Source organism: Agrobacterium pusense (assembly GCF_013285525.1).
GTDB lineage: Bacteria > Pseudomonadota > Alphaproteobacteria > Rhizobiales > Rhizobiaceae > Agrobacterium > Agrobacterium pusense.
Genome location: NZ_CP053856.1, coordinates 1,470,359 through 1,489,751 on the forward strand (window position 1 = coordinate 1,470,359; position 19,393 = coordinate 1,489,751).

19 protein-coding genes are annotated in these 19,393 nt (G+C 59.4%); 5 read left to right on the top strand and 14 right to left on the bottom strand.

Annotated elements, in window-relative coordinates; genetic code table 11:
- Positions 1-203: 203 nt before the first annotated feature.
- The 5 genes from HQN82_RS07240 to rpsD all read right to left on the bottom strand — a co-directional run bounded on the left by HQN82_RS07240 (position 204) and on the right by rpsD (position 4,507).
- Positions 204-1,028: an inositol monophosphatase family protein gene (locus tag HQN82_RS07240; RefSeq protein ID WP_006698779.1), complete on the bottom strand. Its 825-nt coding sequence runs from the start codon at positions 1,026-1,028 to the stop codon at positions 204-206.
- A gap of 30 nt (positions 1,029-1,058) precedes the next feature.
- Positions 1,059-1,886, bottom strand: coding sequence for an inositol monophosphatase family protein (locus tag HQN82_RS07245; RefSeq protein WP_004442460.1), 828 nt, complete (start codon positions 1,884-1,886; stop codon positions 1,059-1,061).
- Between the two features lie 16 nt (positions 1,887-1,902).
- Positions 1,903-2,829, bottom strand: a complete 927-nt coding sequence (gene ttcA, locus HQN82_RS07250) for a tRNA 2-thiocytidine(32) synthetase TtcA (RefSeq protein WP_162699432.1) — start codon at positions 2,827-2,829, stop codon at positions 1,903-1,905.
- Positions 2,830-2,890: 61 nt separating this feature from the next.
- Positions 2,891-3,820 carry a glutaminase gene (locus HQN82_RS07255; protein WP_004442464.1) on the bottom strand — a complete coding sequence of 310 codons (930 nt, stop codon included), beginning with the start codon at positions 3,818-3,820 and terminating at the stop codon, positions 2,891-2,893.
- 69 nt (positions 3,821-3,889) lie between these two features.
- Positions 3,890-4,507 (bottom strand): 30S ribosomal protein S4, encoded by a 618-nt coding sequence (rpsD, locus tag HQN82_RS07260; RefSeq protein ID WP_004442465.1) that lies wholly within the window; start codon positions 4,505-4,507, stop codon positions 3,890-3,892.
- A 451-nt stretch (positions 4,508-4,958) separates the two neighbouring features.
- Here rpsD and HQN82_RS07265 point away from each other — a divergent pair, with 451 nt between their 5' ends.
- The gene (locus HQN82_RS07265) at positions 4,959-5,942 is read left to right on the top strand and encodes a TerC family protein (RefSeq protein WP_022556493.1); all 984 of its coding nucleotides are present in this window, start codon (positions 4,959-4,961) and stop codon (positions 5,940-5,942) included.
- A gap of 188 nt (positions 5,943-6,130) precedes the next feature.
- Here HQN82_RS07265 and HQN82_RS07270 read toward each other — a convergent pair whose 3' ends face one another.
- From HQN82_RS07270 to HQN82_RS07300, 7 genes are all read right to left on the bottom strand, one after another.
- Positions 6,131-7,648, bottom strand: a complete 1,518-nt coding sequence (locus HQN82_RS07270) for a helicase HerA domain-containing protein (protein WP_072494584.1) — start codon at positions 7,646-7,648, stop codon at positions 6,131-6,133.
- 127 nt (positions 7,649-7,775) lie between these two features.
- On the bottom strand, positions 7,776-8,663 hold the full coding sequence (locus tag HQN82_RS07275) for an EamA family transporter (protein WP_004442477.1): 888 nt from the start codon (positions 8,661-8,663) through the stop codon (positions 7,776-7,778).
- 34 nt (positions 8,664-8,697) lie between these two features.
- Positions 8,698-9,336, bottom strand: coding sequence for a LysE family translocator (locus tag HQN82_RS07280; RefSeq protein ID WP_004442479.1), 639 nt, complete (start codon positions 9,334-9,336; stop codon positions 8,698-8,700).
- Between the two features lie 188 nt (positions 9,337-9,524).
- Positions 9,525-9,764 carry a hypothetical protein gene (locus HQN82_RS07285; protein WP_006698773.1) on the bottom strand — a complete coding sequence of 80 codons (240 nt, stop codon included), beginning with the start codon at positions 9,762-9,764 and terminating at the stop codon, positions 9,525-9,527.
- A 388-nt stretch (positions 9,765-10,152) separates the two neighbouring features.
- The gene (gene murI, locus HQN82_RS07290; RefSeq protein ID WP_112766790.1) at positions 10,153-10,974 is read right to left on the bottom strand and encodes a glutamate racemase; all 822 of its coding nucleotides are present in this window, start codon (positions 10,972-10,974) and stop codon (positions 10,153-10,155) included.
- Positions 10,958-11,791, bottom strand: a complete 834-nt coding sequence (locus HQN82_RS07295; protein WP_004442488.1) for an RNA methyltransferase — start codon at positions 11,789-11,791, stop codon at positions 10,958-10,960. Before HQN82_RS07295 ends, murI begins: the two co-directional genes overlap by 17 nt.
- Before the next feature lie 282 nt (positions 11,792-12,073).
- Positions 12,074-12,604, bottom strand: a complete 531-nt coding sequence (locus HQN82_RS07300) for a hypothetical protein (protein WP_004442489.1) — start codon at positions 12,602-12,604, stop codon at positions 12,074-12,076.
- A gap of 214 nt (positions 12,605-12,818) precedes the next feature.
- Between HQN82_RS07300 and HQN82_RS07305 the strand changes: the two genes are divergently transcribed.
- Positions 12,819-14,033: an NADP-dependent isocitrate dehydrogenase gene (locus HQN82_RS07305; RefSeq protein ID WP_004442491.1), complete on the top strand. Its 1,215-nt coding sequence runs from the start codon at positions 12,819-12,821 to the stop codon at positions 14,031-14,033.
- A 19-nt stretch (positions 14,034-14,052) separates the two neighbouring features.
- On the opposite strand, the gene HQN82_RS07310 is transcribed toward HQN82_RS07305, so the two are convergent.
- Positions 14,053-14,676: a TetR/AcrR family transcriptional regulator gene (locus HQN82_RS07310; protein WP_173614716.1), complete on the bottom strand. Its 624-nt coding sequence runs from the start codon at positions 14,674-14,676 to the stop codon at positions 14,053-14,055.
- An 80-nt stretch (positions 14,677-14,756) separates the two neighbouring features.
- On the opposite strand from HQN82_RS07310, the gene HQN82_RS07315 reads away from it, so the two are divergent.
- Both HQN82_RS07315 and HQN82_RS07320 read left to right on the top strand, forming a co-directional pair.
- Positions 14,757-15,293, top strand: a complete 537-nt coding sequence (locus tag HQN82_RS07315; protein ID WP_142185215.1) for an anthrone oxygenase family protein — start codon at positions 14,757-14,759, stop codon at positions 15,291-15,293.
- A 371-nt stretch (positions 15,294-15,664) separates the two neighbouring features.
- On the top strand, positions 15,665-16,291 hold the full coding sequence (locus tag HQN82_RS07320) for a glutathione S-transferase family protein (protein ID WP_004442494.1): 627 nt from the start codon (positions 15,665-15,667) through the stop codon (positions 16,289-16,291).
- A gap of 205 nt (positions 16,292-16,496) precedes the next feature.
- Here the strand turns inward: HQN82_RS07320 and alaS are convergent, their stop codons facing one another.
- Positions 16,497-19,160 (bottom strand): alanine--tRNA ligase, encoded by a 2,664-nt coding sequence (alaS, locus tag HQN82_RS07325; protein WP_173614717.1) that lies wholly within the window; start codon positions 19,158-19,160, stop codon positions 16,497-16,499.
- Between alaS and HQN82_RS07330 the strand changes: the two genes are divergently transcribed.
- Positions 19,159-19,380: a hypothetical protein gene (locus tag HQN82_RS07330; RefSeq protein WP_006698766.1), complete on the top strand. Its 222-nt coding sequence runs from the start codon at positions 19,159-19,161 to the stop codon at positions 19,378-19,380. The genes alaS and HQN82_RS07330 overlap by 2 nt on opposite strands.
- The last annotated feature ends 13 nt before the right edge of the window (positions 19,381-19,393 follow it).

The following is a 19,393-nucleotide window of genomic DNA, read 5'->3' on the forward strand; positions in this document are numbered from 1 at the left end:
AGGGCGCGGAATTCTGTTCCGCGCCCTTTTTTGTTTGCTGGTGGGTCTCGCCGACGGCCGTTACCCCGGAGCTGATCCGGGGTTCAGCCAGCCCAAGTCCTTGGGCTGAAAAAGGTCCTTCCGCCGCGCAGGCGCGCCGCAGCTGGATGCCGGATCAAGTCCGGCATGACGGTGAAGGTTGTGCACCCCACAAATCCGGAGCCTCAGACCGTGAAAATCTTCTCGCGCAGCAATTCCCACGTCTCCTGATTAGGCGCCAGCAGCAGCCCGCCATCCACATGGCGTGGCAGATAAGGCGAGCCATCAAGGCGGGCGGCATAGGCGCCCGATTCCTGCGAGATCAATGTGCCGGCCAGGTGGTCCCAGGGCATCAGCTTGTTGTACATCAGGAAATGCATGTGACCGCCGCAGAACAGGCGGTATTCATGTGCGGCGCAGCGATAGCTGGTGAAGAGCCGCACATCGGCCAGGTTCACCAGAATCTTGCGGCGCGTCTCCACGTCGAAATAACCGGTATTGGCGATACCCACCATCTGCGACAGTTCCGGCGCCGGCACGACCGACATCTGCGTCTGCGCGCCATCGGCGCTGCACAGCCATGCGCCGGAGCCCTTTTCGGCAATGGCCCAGTCATTGCCCATGGGATCGAAGATCAGGCCGGCGACAGTCTCGCCCTTGGAGATGACGCTCATCATCACGCCGAAAAGCGGCAGGCCGGACGCAAAATTATAGGTACCATCGATCGGATCGACCACGACAGCCAGATCGGCATCGGCAAGCTTGCCAAGCAGCGAAGCGTCGGCCGCCACCGCCTCCTCGCCGATGAACAGAGCATCCGGCATGATCTCCTGCACGCGGGCGCGGATCAACCGCTCTGCGGCCTCGTCAGCCTCGGTAACCAGGTCGATCGCTTCGGTCTTGATCCTGACGTCGCCATCGCCCAGATTGCGGAACCTCGGCAGGATTTCAACCGCAGCAGCCTCCTGAAGCGCATTGGCAAGAGAGGCGATGTCGAGTTCGAGAGCCATGGGCGAGATCCTTCCATTTGAGCATAAATCTTATAAGGCGACGATTTCCCGCCGCAGCATCTTCCAGCTTTCCTTGTCGGGAGCAGAAAGTATGCCCCCGGTCGTCTGGCCGGGCCGATAGGGCGTGTTGTCGAAACGCGCCGTGTAGCCACCCGCTTCCTGATGGATGAGCACGCCTGCAAGGTGATCCCATGGCATCAGCTTTTCATGGCCGATGAAATGAAGATTGCCGGCGGAAGCGAGCCAATATTCATGTGCGGAGCAGTTAAGCGACAATGCCATCTTTATCTTCGCCATATTGGCGGCGATCACCGGCCGGCGATCCGGATGGCTGTGGCCCCACGAAAAGAGGCCGACCATGTCGGACAGTGGCGCGGGATCGGCAACCTTCAGCTTTGCCTGCGATCCGTTCTTGCGGTGGAGATAGGCGCCCTCGCCTTTCAGACCAATGATGGTGTCTCCCATGACGGGATCGTGGATAAGTCCAGCCACGGTCTCACCCTTGACGGTGACCGCGAGCAGCGTACCGAAGGCGGGAAAGCCGGAAGCGTAATTGAAGGTGCCGTCGATGGGATCGATCACGAAGGCAAGCGGCGCGTCGGCAAGGGCGGGAATGACGGAATGATCCGCGTCATAGGCCTCTTCGCCAACAATATGCGCCTTTGGAAACCGCTCGAGCAGCGCTGCGGTTATCAGCTTTTCGGCCAGAACATCCGCCTCGGTGACGAGATCGACGGCGGATGTCTTTTCGGAGATGGCGCCAGCGCTCAGGTTCCTGAAGCGGGGCATGATTTCATCCGTACCGGCTGCGGCAACGGTGGCAACGAGGAAATCGATATCTTTATCGGAAAGGGTCATCGCGCGGGGCACTTCTTCATAAGGGAGGGTGGGCCTCCCTAGGCTCTTCAGATGACGCCCCCGTGACAGAAAGCGCCGAAAAATCAAAAAGTCTAGGGTCGAGGAGATGGGAAGGGTTCACATGTGCCAGCGCCCGCAGCATCACATCCTTCCGACCGGGCATACGCCGCTCGATATCCGCCAGCATTTCCTTCATGGCGTTGCGCTGAAGCCCGTCCTGCGAGCCGCAAAGGTCGCAGGGAATGATCGGAAATTCCATCGCCGCCGCAAATTTCGCCATGTCTTCTTCGGCGCAATAGGCAAGCGGGCGCATGACCATCAGGTCACCCTCGTCATTCAAAAGCTTTGCCGGCATGCCGGCCAGACGTCCGCCATGGAAGAAGTTCATGAAGAAGGTCTCGAGAATATCCTCGCGGTGATGGCCGAGCAGCAGCGCGTCGCAGCCCTCCTCCCGCGCGATGCGGTAAAGATTGCCGCGCCTGAGCCGCGAACAGAGCGAACAGTAAGTGCCGCCGGCGGGCACCTTCTCCTTCACCACCGAATAGGTGTCGCGATATTCGATGCGATGGGCAACGCCGATCTTCGCCAGATACTCCGGTAAGACATGCTTGGGGAAATTAGGCTGGCCCTGATCCAGATTGCAGGCGATCAGTTCAACGGGCAGCAGGCCGCGCCATTTGAGATCGAGCAGCAGCGCCAAAAGCCCGTAGCTGTCCTTGCCACCGGAAAGGCCGACTAGCCAGCGCTTCTGGCCTTTCAGCATGTCGAAATCTTCAAAGGCCTGACGCACATTGCGCAGCAGCCGCTTGCGCAGCTTGTTGAAGGAGACGGAACGCGGTGCATTGTCAAATAGCGGATGCGAACTGCCAGCTTCTTCCGGCGATTCCTGATCTGCCACGATCTTTTCCGCGATGTCATCGACCCTGGTGAGAATATTCATCATCCGCTCGCTCCGGCACGACTGCCGTTATCCATGCAGGCAATGCTCCCATCCGCCCGGAAGATCAAGCCCCGAATACCGACCAACCTGTTTTCGTCGCCAGCATTTCCAGCGCATGTGACCCGAGCGCCGAGTTGCCGACCTTGTTGAGGCCCGGCGACCAGACCGCGATCGATGCCTTGCCGGGTGCCACCGCCATGATGCCGCCGCCGACGCCGCTCTTGCCCGGCAGGCCGACATGATAGGCGAAATCGCCCGACCCGTCATAATGACCGCAGGTCAGCATCAGCGCATTGATGCGCCTTGCGCGGCGGTCCGATACGACGGTATGCCCCGTCAGCGGGTTGCGGCCGCGATTGGCCAGAAACAGGGCGGCGCGGGATAGCTGCGCGCAGGTCATGGAAAGCGCGCACTGATGGAAATAGACCCCGAGCGTATATTCCACGGGGTGATGCAGATTGCCGAAGGAGCGCATGAAATTGGCGAGCGCGAAATTGCGGAAACCCGTCGCCTGCTCGGATTTCGCCACCGTATCGTCGATGCTGATCGTGTCATCATCAGCGAGATACCGCACGAACCGCAGGAGCTCGCCGATCGCCTCGCGCGGCTGATGGCCGGACAAAACGATATCGGTCACCACGATCGCCCCGGCATTCACGAAGGGGTTGCGGGGAATTCCGTGCTCGTGCTCCAGCTGGACTATGGAGTTGAAGGACGATCCCGACGGTTCGCGACCCACCCGGTTCCATACCGTCTCACCGGCCTTGCCGAGCGCCAGCGTCAGCATGAAGACCTTGGAAATGCTCTGGATCGAAAACGGCGTCAGCGCATTGCCAGCCGTATAAGTCGTTCCATCGACGGTGGTGATGGCGATGCCGAACTGGTTGGGATCGACCTTGGCGAGTTCGGGAATGTAATCCGCAACCTTCCCCTCGCCCAGCCTCGGCAGCATGCTGTCATGGATGGAATCGACGATACCCTGAATGTCCTGCATGCAAAGCCTTCCCCAGCAAACAAAAAAGCCGCCCCGAGGGGCGGCTTCCTGAATACTGAAACGCGTCGATTAACGCGAGTAGAATTCGACGACCAGATGCGGTTCCATGACGACCGGGTAAGGAACGTCGGAGAGCGACGGAACGCGAGCGTAGGTCGCAACCATCTTGTTGTGGTCAACTTCGATGTAGTCAGGAACGTCGCGTTCAGCGAGCTGAACGGCTTCCAGAACGGTTACGAGCTGCTTGGACTTCTGGCGAACTTCGATAACGTCGCCCGGCTTGCAGCGGTAAGAACCGATGTTGACGCGAACGCCGTTAACCGTGACGTGGCCATGGTTGATGAACTGGCGCGACGCGAAAACGGTCGGAACGAACTTGGCGCGGTAGACGATGGCGTCCAGACGCGACTCGAGCAGGCCGATCAGGTTTTCAGAGGTATCGCCCTTGCGACGGTTTGCTTCGTCGAAAGTAGCGCGGAACTGCTTTTCGCGCAGTTCGCCGTAGTAGCCCTTGAGCTTCTGCTTGGCGCGCAGCTGCGTGCCGAAGTCGCTCATCTTGCCCTTGCGGCGCTGGCCGTGCTGGCCCGGGCCGTATTCGCGGCGGTTAACCGGGGACTTCGGACGGCCCCAGATGTTTTCGCCCATGCGGCGGTCGATTTTGTACTTAGCCGATTCGCGCTTGCTCATCGTATTTCCTTCTCAAAGGTTTATACCGGCTTGTTGCCAAACCGGGTTAAGGAAACACGCCCTCCTCTGAGGCCCGTTGCAGGGCCTCTGACAGGCTTCTCACATGCGAATGGAGAAACCACGGGACATGTCGGTGATATTGACCGCCGAACGTCAGTTCTTAAACTGCAGGGCAGTCAACAAAACACACCGGACATCACTGCCCGGCGTTGGGGCGGCTTCTACAGAGCTTTCACGGTTTTGTCAAACAAGGCTTTTCGCTTTTTTCTGAAGTCTCCTCTTGAAAAGTGAAAGTGCCCACCCATCTCTCCATCGTGATCAGAACTCGGGCCCCTCTGGCGTGTTACCGGACAACACGTGATGTCGAGTTTGTTAAGGTTGGGGCCTACGTATATTCTTGACACGCGTTCCCCATCCGCAAAGCCAACCTCGTCCGGCTAAAGGTTGACTGATGGACTTTCTTCTATCGGATTTTCTCGGCACACCCACCTGGATGTGGGGTGTCTTCATTTCTCTTGTCCTTGGCCTGCTCGCGCTCGATCTCGGCGTACTTCATAAGAATTCCAAGGAAATCGGCGTTCGTGAAAGCCTGCTGATGTCAGGCTTCTATATTGCCATCGGCCTCGCCTTTGGCGGCTGGATCTGGTATCAGTCCGGCCAGCAGTCCGCCATGGAATATGTCACGGGCTTCGTGGTCGAAAAAAGCCTGGCGATGGACAATATCTTCATCATCGCCATGATCTTCTCCTATTTTGCCATTCCGCGCCAATACCAGCACCGCGTGCTGCTCTGGGGTATCCTCGGCGTTATCGTCCTGCGCGGCATCATGATTGCCGGCGGCGCGGCCATCGTCGAAAACTTCCACTGGGTGCTTTACCTCTTTGCGGCCTTCCTCGTCTTTACCGGCCTCAAGATGCTGTTTTCCTCCGACCATGACGAGAACGACATCGGCAACAACCGCATCCTGAAATTCCTGCGCAGTCACCTGCCGGTGACAAACAGGCTGCATGGCGAAAAGTTCTTCGTCAAGGAAACCGATGAGACAACCGGAAAACTGAAGACCTTCGTGACGCCGCTCTTCCTGGCGCTCATCATGGTCGAAATCGCCGACCTCATCTTTGCCGTCGATTCGATCCCCGCAATCTTCGCGATCACCACCGATCCGTTTATCGTCTATACCTCGAACATCTTCGCGATCCTCGGCCTGCGCGCCCTCTATTTTGCGCTTGCCGCCCTGATCCATCGCTTCGCCTACCTGAAATATGCATTGGCTGCGGTTCTGGTCTTCGTCGGTTCGAAAATCTTCGTCGCCGACATGCTCGGCATCGCCAAGATCCCGCCGGCTGTTTCGCTCGGCGTCACCGTCGCCATTCTCGTCACCGGCGTCGTCGGTTCACTGATCGCGACGCGCAAGGAAACGAAAGCCATCGAGTAAGGTCAAGCAATGAGGAGGCGGAAACGCCTCCTCACACGCCGTCACCCCGGACTTGATCCGGGGTCCAGTGCGGTCAAGTCCTTGATCGCAATAGACTCTTCTCACGACGCAGACGCGCCGTGGCTGGATGCCGGATCAAGTTTGGCATGACGGGGGAATAAATCGACGCAAACAAACCCGCCGCACCCTCACTCCGCCGCCAGCCTTGCATCATCCTCAGCCGCATCCGCATCGCCGGGCGCGGTTTTTGCGTCGAGATCGGGAAATGCCACGATACGCTTGCCGGAGAAATCGGCATGCACCACCACAAGCTCCTTCTCCTCGAAATAACTAAGGAGACGCCGTGCGCGGCGGGCGGAATGGGTGCCGTAGGCGCGGGCAATTCGGGCATCGGACGGGCAAGGTTCCTCGCCGAGCGCTGCCTTGACGAGCAGCAGAAAAACGCCCTGCAGGTCATCGGAGACCGACATCGACAATTCCAGCGCCTTCTCCCAGCCTTCGCTTGCCGCCATTGCCGCATCAACGCCTGAACGGGCAATCGCCACCTGCCGGCGGAACTCCGCCAGCGTCATCGGCGTGCCGGGAATGCGGCGCATGCGGGCGCGCACCAGAAAATCCTGATAAAGCACGGCATCGGTACGATAGGCGGATTGAGGGTCATCGAGAATTTCGACAAGCACCGCTGCGATCTTCTCCTCGCGCTCCTCCGGTGCCATCTCAGGCTGGCCAGCCCGGAGCGACGGCTCAGACGAAGGGCCAACGGCAGCGGGCGTCGAGCGGGAAAGCTCGGCGAGAATATCGTTGGTCGGGCGCGGTGCAGGCGGCGTACGGCGCACCGCGGCGCGGGTGAACTCTTCCGGATCGGGCGTGAAAATCAGGTCTTCAACATCCTGCGGCGCATCCGGCAGCGGCATCAGCTTCGGTGAAGAGGAGCGCGCCGAGGTTTCCACCGCCCCGATGACGATGGGCAGCGGACGGCGCGAAAGCGCCGGGCCGAGCGCCACGAAATTGCCGCGCTGAAGATCGCGGAACATTTCCGCCTGCCGCCGGTCCATGCCGAGCAGATCGGCCGCGCGCGCCATATCGATATCGAGGAAAGTGCGGCCCATCAGGAAGTTGGAGGCTTCCGCGGCCACGTTCTTGGCAAGCTTGGCCAGTCGCTGCGTGGCGATGACACCGGCAAGACCACGTTTACGGCCACGGCACATCAGATTGGTCATGGCGCCAAGCGAGGCCTTGCGGGCATCTTCCGTCACTTCACCAGCGACGGAAGGCGCAAACATCTGCGCTTCATCCACCACCACAAGCACCGGATACCAGAATTCACGATCGGCGTCGAACAGGCCGTTGAGGAAAGCAGCAGCCGCCCGCATCTGCTGTTCGATATCGAGACCTTCCAGCGTCAGCACGCAGGAAACACGATGCTGGCGAATGCGGTTGGCGATGCCCGCGAGCTCGGCTTCCGTGCGCTCGCCATCCACGACCACATGGCCGAATTTATCGGACAGCGTAACAAAATCACCCTCGGGATCGATGATGACCTGCTGCACCCATGGCGCCGATTGCTCGAGCAGCCGGCGCAGCAGATGCGACTTGCCGGAACCGGAATTGCCCTGCACCAGCAAACGCGTCGCAAGCAATTCTTCAATATCGAGCTTGGCTTGCTGCCCGCCCGATAGAGTTCCCATGTCGATGCCGACCTGCAATGTTCCGTTCCTCGTACTGCCTCAGATCCGGCCGATTCCCCTCGCGGCGGCCGAACATGCTCTTTACCAAAAAATCGTCGATTGCGTCTCGCCTATGCCGGTAATGCACAGGCATTTGCGTTCCGGCCTAAGCAGGACGGCGCCAGGCGCGGGCAAAGGCAATACGCCGCCCGAAGACATTGAGCGCCAGCCCGAGAATCACGAGCGCTGCGCCGGCCACTTCGAAGACTGTGATATGTTCCGCAAAAGCGAGATAGGCGCTGATGAAGCCAACGACGGGCACCAGCAGAGAAAACGGCGCCACCGTTCCAGCCGGATACCGCAGAAGCAGATAGCTCCAGATACCAGCGCCGACAATTGTCGCACCATATGCCATATAGATCACCACGAACGCCATGGTCGGCGTCGCATTGACCACCCCATCGACTATCGCCCGAGGACCCTCCACCACGAGCGAAAGCAGGATCAACGGCAGAACAGGCACAAGGCTCGTCCAGGCAACGAAGGAGACCGCATTGACCTGGCCGATGCGGCGATTGACGATGTTACCGCAGGCCCAGGCAATGGCGGAACCGACGCCCATCAGAAGCGGCACCAGCGCCGCCGCCGTCATGCGCTCGACGCCGATGACCGCAAGCCCGCCAAAAGCGATGATTGCACCGAGGATTTGCGACGGCAACGGCCGTTCCCCGAGGAACACCACGGCAAGCGCCAGCGTGAAAAAGGCCTGCGACTGCATGACGAGCGAAGCAAGCCCCGCTGGCAGCCCGAGCTTGATGGCCGGATAAAGCAGGCCGAACTGCACAAAACCCATGGCCATGCCGTAAACGATCATATGCCGCCAGGGCACATTGGGCCTGGGCAGGAAAAACACCAGTGGCACTGCCGCAAAGAGATAACGAACCCCCGTCAAAAACAGCGGCGGCATATCGTTGACGCCGATCTTGATGACAACGAAGTTGAAGCCCCACAAAAACACGGTAACCAGGGCCAGAAGTATATGCGGCAATGCCATTTTATTATGTCCGAATGTCAGTCGATGGAGGGCGTCATACGCTGGCCGCCCTCTTCCAGCCAAAGGCAACGAGACCAGCGCCGATCAGGAGGCCACCGCCCGTGCGGTTGACAATCCGCTGAACCTTCGGCTTGCGGATCGTATTACGGGCGGCACTTGCCAGAAGTCCATAAAGCGCCGCGTTGACAGTGGCAAGCACAAGGAACGTCGCCTCGAAAATCAGCACCTGCGGCCAGAACGGCAATGTCGGCACCAGAAACTGCGGCAAAAAGGCCACGAAGAACACGATGCTCTTCGGGTTAAGCGCGGTAACGATATAGGCATGCAGGAAGATTTTGAGCGGTCTTTCCCGGCCCGTCACGCCGGTTCCATCAGTACCTTCGCCACCAACCGGCGAACGCCACAGCTTGATGCCGAGATAGATGAGGTAAGCCGCACCAATCCATTTCAGCCCGGTAAAAAGCGCTGCGGATGTGGCGAGCAGCGCCCCAAGCCCCAACATCGAGGCCGTCATGGCGGTGAAATCGCCGAGCGCCACGCCTGTCACCGTTGCCGTGCTCGCCTTGCGGCCATGGCCCAGCGCATAAGAAATGACCAGCAGGATCGTCGGTCCTGGAATGGCAAGCATGATGGCGGACGCGGCCACGAAGGCCAGCCAGTTTTCCAATGGCATGATGAATCTCCTCTATCCCGAGTCTTGAGCAAGCCACGGAAAATGTTTTGCTTCAAGCCGGATTGTACGAGCTGTGCAGCTCTCTCCTAATGCCCCCCGGGAAACGTACCGGTACGAGTTTCTCCGTATTCCGCGGTCAAACTGGGACCGGCCTCTCCCGCATGTGCGTGCGGAAGAGGCCACCATTGTCAAAACCGCGGCGCCCAGTAGGGCGTTTCCCAGTCTCGCCGCCGCTTCACGCGCGAAGGGTCGAGGCCGATATCGACCAGAAGGCGCTCCGGCAGATCGGCAGGGTCAGTTGGTGGCGCGCGGGGCACGACAGCGGCAATGAGAACCGCTTTGAGAGTTTTCCAGACGCCGAATGTGACGAACAGACGGTCCACCGCATCCGGCAGCGCATATGCTACCAGTGGTTGATTTTTTTGCATGGGAAATCCATCCCGGCGCGGCAAAGCGGCCAGGTCCTTTATCGATGAAAAACGACAGGACGAAACGACGGGCGCAGCAAAGATGCCGCACAAACGCGCAGGTCACATGTCGAACGAAATGAAAACGCCAAACGGCAGGGAAATCAGGCCTAAGCCTTATCGGAGGGAGATGCCTCGCATCCCATAACCGCCGATATTCATGCCGGAAAGGCCAGACATGCCGTTAAGGCGCATATTCATGTCACTGGTCATTCCACGCCTCCATTTATAGCGGTTACAGACGAGAAACACCTTACACAGGAAATCCGGCGCGACAAGAGGTCGCAATCTCGAATTGTAAAGAGTCGCAAAAAAGATGCAAAAATGCAACAGACTCATGGAAGGGAAATCAGGACACGGAGACGCTGAGGCCAAAACCCTGCATCAGCCGCCGCGTGGCAAAGTCCGGCTTGCCTGATGTGAAGACGGCGAAGTCGAATCCATCGGGGTGTTCGGCATCCTGGGGCATCGGCACCAGATGACGGGCACGTCTTGCAATTGCCTCGGCGGGATCGAGCCAGTCTACCGGCCAGGGGGCCAGACGGCGAAACACGTTGGCCATGAAAGGATAGTGGGTGCAGGCGAGAACGACGATATCGGTGCGTTTTCCATCGCTTTCGATAAAACAGGGTTCGATTTCGGCAAGCACCGCCTCCTCCGACACCGGCTCCCCCCTGATCCAGCTTTCGGCCATGCGCGCAAGGTTTTCCGAGCCGACAAGGCGGACATGGCATTGCGTCGCGAAGGACTGGATGAGATCGCGCGTATAGGCACGCTTGACGGTGCCGGGCGTCGCCAGAACGGAGACGAGGCCGGAACGGGTGCGCTCCGCCGCCGGTTTGATGGCGGGTACTGTTCCGACAAAGGTCATCTGCGGAAACCGGGCACGCAGATCGGCGCCGGCAAGCGTGAAGGCGGTATTGCAGGCGACGACGCAGACTTCCGGGCTGAAATCCTGCAGCAGTTTTTCAAAAAGCGAGAGAATGCGCGCCCTAAGCGCCTCCTCCTCCCAGCCGCCATAGGGAAAACCGGCGTCGTCGGCCACATAGATGAAACCGCGCTCGGGCATCAGCACGCGCGCTTCGCGCAGCACAGTCAGCCCGCCAATGCCGGAATCGAACACCAGCACCGGCTTCAGCACGTCGGTGGCCACCTCACTCGTCTTCAGCATTCTCCCCTGCTCCCTCGGCCGATGGCCCCGTTGCCCGACCGGCCTGCTTCGGCCATTGCCGGGGAAAACGGTCGAGCGAATTGATCACGCCGCGGAAAACACTGATTTCCTGCTCGGAAAAACCGCGTCTCGACAGCACGGCACGCAGATTGTCGACCATTTTCGGCTTTTTTTCAGCGGGATGGAAATAACCGCGCGCATCCAGCGCTTCCTCGAGATGTTCAAACAGGCCAAAAACCTGCTCCTTGGTCGAAGGCCGCTGCTCGACGGACTGGAAAAGCGTCTCGCCCAGATCGTCCATGCCTGACTTCATCCACTCATAGGACATCAGGAGCACGGCCTGCGCAATATTGAGCGATGCAAAGGCGGGGTTGACCGGAAATGTCACGATCTCATCGGCCAACGCCACTTCCTCATTGGTCAGGCCCCAGCGTTCACGACCAAACAGGATGCCTGTCTTTTCGCCCGCCTTGAATTTTGCCCTGAGCGTATCGGCCGCAGTGACTGGCGATCGTACAGGCTTGAACCCATAACGCTCGCGCGCGGTCGTGGCATAAACGAAATTGAGATCCTTGATCGCCTCTTCCAGCGTATCGAACACCGTCGTCGCGTCGATGACGTGATCGGCCTTGGAAGCGGCGGAGCGCGCCTTTTCGCTTGGCCAGCCATCACGCGGGTTGACGAGGCGCAGCTCGGCGAGCCCGAAATTGGCCATCGCCCGCGCCACCATGCCGATATTTTCGCCGAGCTGCGGTTCGACCAGAATGATCGCCGGGCCTTCCGCCAGAAGTTCAAGCTCGCTGTTTGTGCCTGCCATCGTTGTTTGTCCGTTTTTTTTAGAAGCGCGGCATAGACTTTGACGCCGATACCGTAAAGCGCGCTTCACTGGCACAGATTGCCGCTAAAATCAAAGTCGGAGAGAGCGCACACCCGCTCGGCTTTGCTGGAGATGAGAGCAACACCGCTACCCCGTCATCCTCGGGCTTGAACCGAGGATCCACAACCCGTTGAAATCAATGGATCCTCTGGCCAAGCTCAAGGATGACGGGGAGTGTGGCGAAAACCTCGTATCACTCTCCACCGGCTCAAACGGGACCCATTACTCCCCCTTGATGATGTTCGCCATCTCCTCACGCAGCGAGTCCCGGCCTTCGTCGCCCACCCGGTGAATGTCGCTGATGACAGGTCGGCCCTCCTCCTCGATCACATCGAAATGCACCTCGTCCACGGTCGCCTTCATCTCCGCCTCATCCATGCAGGCCCAGAGCTTGAATTTGGCCGTCACGTCAGTCACGCCATCCTTCACCGCGCCCGCCGTCACGGACACATCCTGCAGCGGGCAGCCATCCTGCGAGTTGGTCACGACATCATAACCGAATGGATCGCCCTTCTCGCCGCTTTCGGCCTCGTAAGCCGGCTTCTTGGAGGCTTCGCGGTATTGCGCGACGAACTCCTTGCTGAAGAGGCTCGTCAGCATGTCCTCGTCGAATATGTATTTCCAGTTTTCCGCATCGCCGGACCAGTTCTTGACGGTGATGTCCATCACCTTCTGGACGGGATCGGTGGGACCGGCGGCGAGGGCGGCGTGGGAAAAGAGGGCGGCGGCAGACAGAAGCAGAATTTTCCGCATAATATGATCCCGGTAGAGGCCCAGAGACGGGCGAAGCGATTCGCCTGACTGTATTCCGGCATTATGGTTTGGCAATGCGCAAAGCGTTATTGCGCTGCGCCAAAAAAGCGCCCCCCATGGCTTTGCCTCAGGCGCGTGCGATGCTATAGCCCCACCGGATATTTTTCCGACTATGGGCGTCAACAGGCGCCACAGCTTCGAAGGTGAGGAATTCATGGCAAAGATCAAGGTAGCCAATCCAGTCGTCGATCTCGACGGCGACGAAATGACCCGTATCATCTGGCAGCTCATCAAGGACAAGCTGATCCTGCCATACCTCGATCTCGACATCGAATATTACGACCTCTCGGTTGAAAACCGCGACGCCACCAACGACCAGGTCACGGTTGACGCGGCCCACGCCATCAAGAAGCACGGCGTCGGCATCAAGTGCGCCACCATCACCCCGGATGAGCAGCGCGTCGAGGAATTCGGCCTGAAGCAGATGTGGAAGAGCCCGAACGGCACCATCCGCAACATTCTGGGCGGCGTCATCTTCCGCGAGCCGATCATCTGCAAGAACGTTCCGCGCCTCGTTCCGGGCTGGACGAAGCCGATCGTTGTTGGCCGCCACGCTTTCGGTGACCAGTACAAGGCAACCGATTTCAAATTCCCCGGCAAGGGCAAGCTGACGATCAAGTTCGTCGGTGAAGACGGCCAGGTTATCGAAAAGGACGTTTTCGACGCTCCGAGCGCCGGCGTGGCTCTTGCCATGTACAACCTTGACGAATCCATCCGCGAATTCGCCCGCGCCTCCATGAACTATGGCCTAATGCGCAAGTGGCCGGTTTACCTCTCCACGAAGAACACCATCCTCAAGGCATATGACGGCCGCTTCAAGGATATCTTCGAAGAAGTCTACCAGACCGAATTCAAGAAGCAGTTCGACGAAATCGGCATCACCTATGAGCACCGCCTCATCGACGACATGGTCGCTTCCGCGCTGAAGTGGTCTGGCGGCTACATCTGGGCCTGCAAGAACTATGACGGCGACGTTCAGTCGGACACGGTTGCTCAGGGCTTCGGCTCGCTCGGCCTGATGACCTCGGTTCTTCTGTCCCCCGATGGCCGTACGGTCGAAGCCGAAGCGGCACACGGCACGGTCACGCGCCACTACCGCCAGCACCAGAAGGGTCAGGAAACCTCGACCAACTCGATCGCCTCGATCTTCGCCTGGACCCGTGGCCTCGCCCACCGCGCCAAGCTGGACGACAATGCGGAACTCGCAAAGTTCGCGGCAACGCTCGAAACCGTCTGCGTCGACACCGTCGAAAGCGGCTTCATGACCAAGGACCTGGCGCTCCTCATCGGACCGGATCAGCCCTGGCTCTCCACCACCGCCTTCCTCGACAAGATCGACGAAAACCTCAAGAAAGCGATGGCTGCCTAAGCTGTCCTTCCCAGCGACCTCAAAACCCGGCCTCAGCGCCGGGTTTTTTATATGTACCGTAGAGCTGAAACGTCAGCTGCGCGGCGCGGGCCGAGCGAGCGTCTATCTCCTCCTGCGTCGGCAGGCCAATTGCCCCCGTCGCACGCCTTATCTGCAAATCCCCTGCCAGAAGCGACAGCCAGATTTCCGCAGGCTCTTCCGCTGCCGCAATACCCATGACGCCCTGATTTGCCAGCGCCTGAAAATACGCCGCAAGCTTCGGCATGATGTGGTCACGACCCTTTTCCGCCAGAAATGCTCCGAGCGTGGCGTCACCGCCGGCTTCCGCCGCCGCAACCCGATTGAGCAGCACCGCCCGCTCCGCGAGAAGCATCGACAATAGTTCAGCCCCGAAACGGGAAAGCTCCCTTACGCCATCGGCCGCTTCCGCTGACGGCAATACCAGCCTTGCGGCATTTTCTTCGACCATGGCTTCGTAAAGCCCGGCCTTGCCGCCGAACCAGCCATAGAGCGTTTCCTTGGAGGACCTGCTCACCTTCGCCAGCGCCTGCATGGAAAAGGCGGCATATCCATCCCTGGCAAGCATGGCAAAGGCATGTTCGACAATCTCGCGCCGGCGCAATTCCCTGCTTTCGTTTCGCATCCGCTTTTCCTTGACAATAACCGTACATATGCGTACGGATATGCCGTACATACACGTACGGTTATTTGACGGAGGTTTTGATGTCCAGCTCATTTCTGCACGAGATCAGAACAAGGCATTTTCCCGCACTCGCCATCGCAAGAGAACCGGCAATATCGGTCTTGCGCATCGTTGCTCCGCTGAGCCTTGGCGTGATGGCCGGATTCTTTTTCGCCTTCAGCAACCCGGTGATGATGGCTTTCCAGCAACTGGAGGCCGATATCTTCATTCCGGCATTCAACGGCATCAATATCAGCGTCCGCAACGGCGTCTTCTTCACCGCCTTCTTTACGCCGCTGGCGGCCCTTCTCGCCGCTGTGGTCGTTGATCGCAACAGCAGGCTGCTATGGCTGTCGGCCTTGATAATTTACACCGTCGTCGTCGTTCAGACGCGAATGGTCAATGTTCCGATCAACGAGTTTTTCAAGGCTGTTGCCGCCGACGTGCCGATCAACTGGCAGGAGCTGCTGGATCGCTGGGCACTTTCAAACCTTCTCCGCACCGTGCTCACCACGGTCGCATTTTTTCTGGCGCTGCTCGCGGCAACGAGGCATACGGGAAGAAAACCAACCCACTAGACTGCAATGGCTTCTCTTTCCAAAGCCTCGGCCGCCAATGCGATTGATGGTTGACAGGCACCGATATGAGCGCACCCGCACCCGGCGCAACGCCGGGTTTTCTTTTTTGTTCACAGTATCTTGATTAGACGTTGTACTAGGCGCAGACTTCGATTCCGCGTGCTGCGGCCAGTACAACAATAAGACAAAGCTTAAACAGCATCTACTTGCACATAACTTGCCCGGCACAGTCAAACGTTCATCGGAGCATCGGCGCGATCTTAGGGAACACGCGAAGGATGTTGCGAACTTTAAAAATGCGAAGCGCAGGCGCGAAATCCGCATCGGTTTTCCCATGATGCTTCGACGATTTTGCTTGGGGAGGCAAAAGCATGAGTGAACTGATCTTTTACACCAACCCCATGTCGCGCGGGCGTATCGCGCGGTGGATGCTCGAGGAAGTGGGCGTTCCCTATCGAACCGAGATACTTCGTTTCGAAACCTCGATGAAATCGCCCGCCTATCGGCTGATCAATCCGATGGCCAAGGTGCCCGCCATCAAACATGGCGATACCATCGTCACCGAGGCCGCCGCGATCTGCGCCTATCTGGCTGACGCCTTTCCCGGTGCGAACCTGGCGCCCACACCCAAGTCACGCGGGCTCTATTACCGCTGGATGTTCTTTGCCGCAGGCCCGCTGGAAATGGCGGCGAGCATGAAGGCAATGGGTTTCGAAGTACCGAAGGAAAAACTGCGCATGGCCGGCTGCGGCAGCTATGCGGATGTGATGAATACGCTTGAACGGGCCGTCAGCGAAAACCGCTTCATCGCCGGCGATCTCTTTACCGCCGCCGATGTCTATGTCGGCGCCCATGTTGGCTGGGGCCTGCAATTCGGCACGATTGAAAAACGCCCGGCCTTCATCGACTACCTGGCGCATCTGACCGAGCGCCCGGCCTTCAAGCGGGCCGCGCAACTCGATGAGGAAGCGGCGAAGGATATGAAAGCGACGGACTAGAGCATTTCCGGTGATCACAGGATCACAGGAAATGCTCTAGTGTTTGTTTTTACCGCATTGTCCGGCGCCGAAGCGAACACGCTTCGGCTGGAAATGCTACAGCAGGCTTGGCGCTGCCGAGCGCAGAATAGTCCCTGAACCATCCACAAACGGAAATTCACAAGAAAAAGGCGGGCCAAAATCCCGCCTTCTCATTTTCTGTCGATCAGGCCGCCAGAGCCGCTGCCACCGCTTCGATGGCCTCCTGCGCCTTGGCGCCATCAGGACCACCTGCCTGCGCCATGTCCGGTCGGCCGCCGCCGCCCTTGCCGCCAAGTGCGGCGGAAGCAGTGCGGACGATATCGACGGCGCTGAAACGGGACGTCAGATCTTCCGTCACGGCGGCGACAGCGCTTGCCTTGCCATCCTCGGAAACGGCGATCAGCAGCACGACGCCAGAACCGAGATTGGCCTTGGCCTCGTCGGCGAGCCCCTTCAGATCCTTGGCATCGATACCAGCAAGGGATTTTGCGAGGAAGTTGACGCCCGCGACCTGCTTGACGTCGCTTGCCCCGGCATCCGTCGAACCGCCGCCCATGGCGAGTTTGCGGCGGGCATCGGAGAGCTCACGCTCCAGCTTCTTGCGCTCGTCCAGCAGGCCTTCAACGCGCGACAGAACATCGCCCGGCTGAACCTTCAGCGACGAGGCGAGCGCCTTTACCCGCTCGTCCTGTTCGGCGAGATAGGCAAGCGCGCCCTGGCCGGTTACGGCCTCGAGACGGCGCACACCGGCACCGACGGCGCTTTCACCGAGGATGCGGATGAGACCGATCTGGCCGGTCGCAGCCACATGCGTGCCGCCGCAAAGCTCGACGGAATAAGGACGGTTGGCTTTCGAGCCATGTAAGCCGGTGCCCATGGAGACGACACGAACCTCGTCACCGTATTTCTCACCGAACAGCGCCATCGCGCCCTCGGCAATGGCGTCATCGACGCTCATCAGGCGGGTGACGACAGGCGAGTTCTGCAACACGATTTCGTTGGCCATGTCTTCGACGACCTTCAGCTCCTCGGCCGACATCGGCTTCGGATGTGAAACGTCAAAGCGCAGGCGCTCGGGCGCGACCAGCGAACCCTTCTGCGCGACATGGGTGCCTAGCACTTCGCGCAGCGCCTCATGCAGCAAATGGGTGGCGGAGTGATTGGCGCGAAGGCGCGACCGGCGGTCATGATCGACCGTCAACTGAACGGCATCGCCCACTTTGAGACCGCCCTTGGAGACGGTGCCCATATGAACGAAGAGGCCTTCGCCGCGCTTCTGGGTGTCGGAAACGGCAAAAGCGCCATTATCGCCGGAGATGACGCCGGTATCGCCCATCTGGCCGCCGGACTCGCCATAAAACGGCGTCTGGTTGACCACGACCTGCACGGTCTCACCATCCACAGCGCTTTCGACGGCCTTACCATCCTTGACGATGGCCTGCACGACGCCCTCGGCGGTTTCCGTGTCATAACCGAGGAACTCGGTGGCGCCGAGTTTTTCCTTGAGTTCGAACCAGATCGTTTCGGTGGCCTTGTCGCCAGAACCGGCCCAATGCGAGCGGGCTTCCGCCTTCTGACGCTCCATGGCATCCGTGAAGCCGGAAATATCGACGCCGATTTCGCGGGCGCGCAGTGCGTCCTGCGTCAGGTCGAGCGGGAAACCATAGGTGTCGTAAAGCTTGAAAGCGGTCTCGCCATCCAGCATGTCGCCCTTGTGCAGGGTCGAGGTGGCATCCGACAGCAGCGACAGGCCGCGTTCCAGCGTCTTGCGGAAACGGGTTTCCTCAAGCTTCAGGGTTTCGGAGATCAGCGCTTCGGCGCGGACCAGTTCCGGATAGGCGCGACCCATCTGCTGCACCAGCGACGGCAGCAGCTTGTAGATCAGCGGCTCGCGCGCGCCGAGCAGTTCGGCATGGCGCATGGCGCGACGCATGATGCGGCGCAGAACATAACCGCGGCCTTCATTGGACGGCAGCACGCCATCGGCGATCAGGAACGCAGACGACCGCAGGTGGTCGGCGATAACGCGGTGGCTGGCGCGCTTTTCGCCTTCAGCCGGAACACCCGTCGCTTCGACGGAAGCGGCGATCAGTGCGCGGAACAGGTCCGTATCGTAATTGTCATGCTTGCCCTGCAGCAATGCGGAGATACGCTCCAGACCCATGCCGGTGTCGATCGACGGGCGCGGCAGGTCGATGCGCTCTTCCTTCGTCACCTGCTCATATTGCATGAAGACGAGGTTCCAGATTTCGATAAAGCGGTCGCCATCCTCTTCCGGCGAGCCGGGCGGGCCGCCCCAGATATGATCGCCATGGTCGTAGAAGATTTCGGAACAGGGGCCGCAGGGTCCGGTATCGCCCATCGCCCAGAAATTGTCGCTGGTCGGGATGCGGATGATGCGGTCGTCGGAGAAACCGGCGATCTTCTTCCAGAGGTTAAAGGCCTCGTCGTCGGTGTGATAAACCGTGACCAGCAGGCGATTGCGGTCGATGCCGAATTCCCTGGTGATCAGGTTCCAGGCGTGCGTGATCGCCTCTTCCTTGAAATAATCGCCAAAGGAGAAGTTGCCGAGCATTTCGAAGAAGGTGTGGTGACGGGCGGTATAACCGACATTGTCGAGGTCGTTATGCTTGCCGCCAGCGCGCACGCATTTCTGCGCGGATGCCGCAGTAGAATAAGGACGGCTTTCCAGACCGGTGAAGACGTTCTTGAACTGCACCATGCCGGCATTGGTGAACATCAGCGTCGGATCGTTGCGCGGCACCAGCGGGCTGGAGGGCACAATCTCGTGTCCGTTCTTCTTGAAGTAGTCGAGGAAGGTCGACCGAATTTCATTTACACCGCTCATGCCCACACACCGCTCACAGCTGGAGTCCATCACCGCCATCGGAAATGATGGCTATATTGCAAAATCAATGGCTTTTATCGTCCGCATCCTGCCCTGTCCAGCCATGGAGACCGGCGAAGGCGTACCGACAAAGAAAAAGGGCCATACGACAGAAATCGCACGGCCCATTTTGTTCAATTCGATTCACATCGAGACAGGCGATCCGGCAACGGATGCCTGAAGCTCGACGGCAG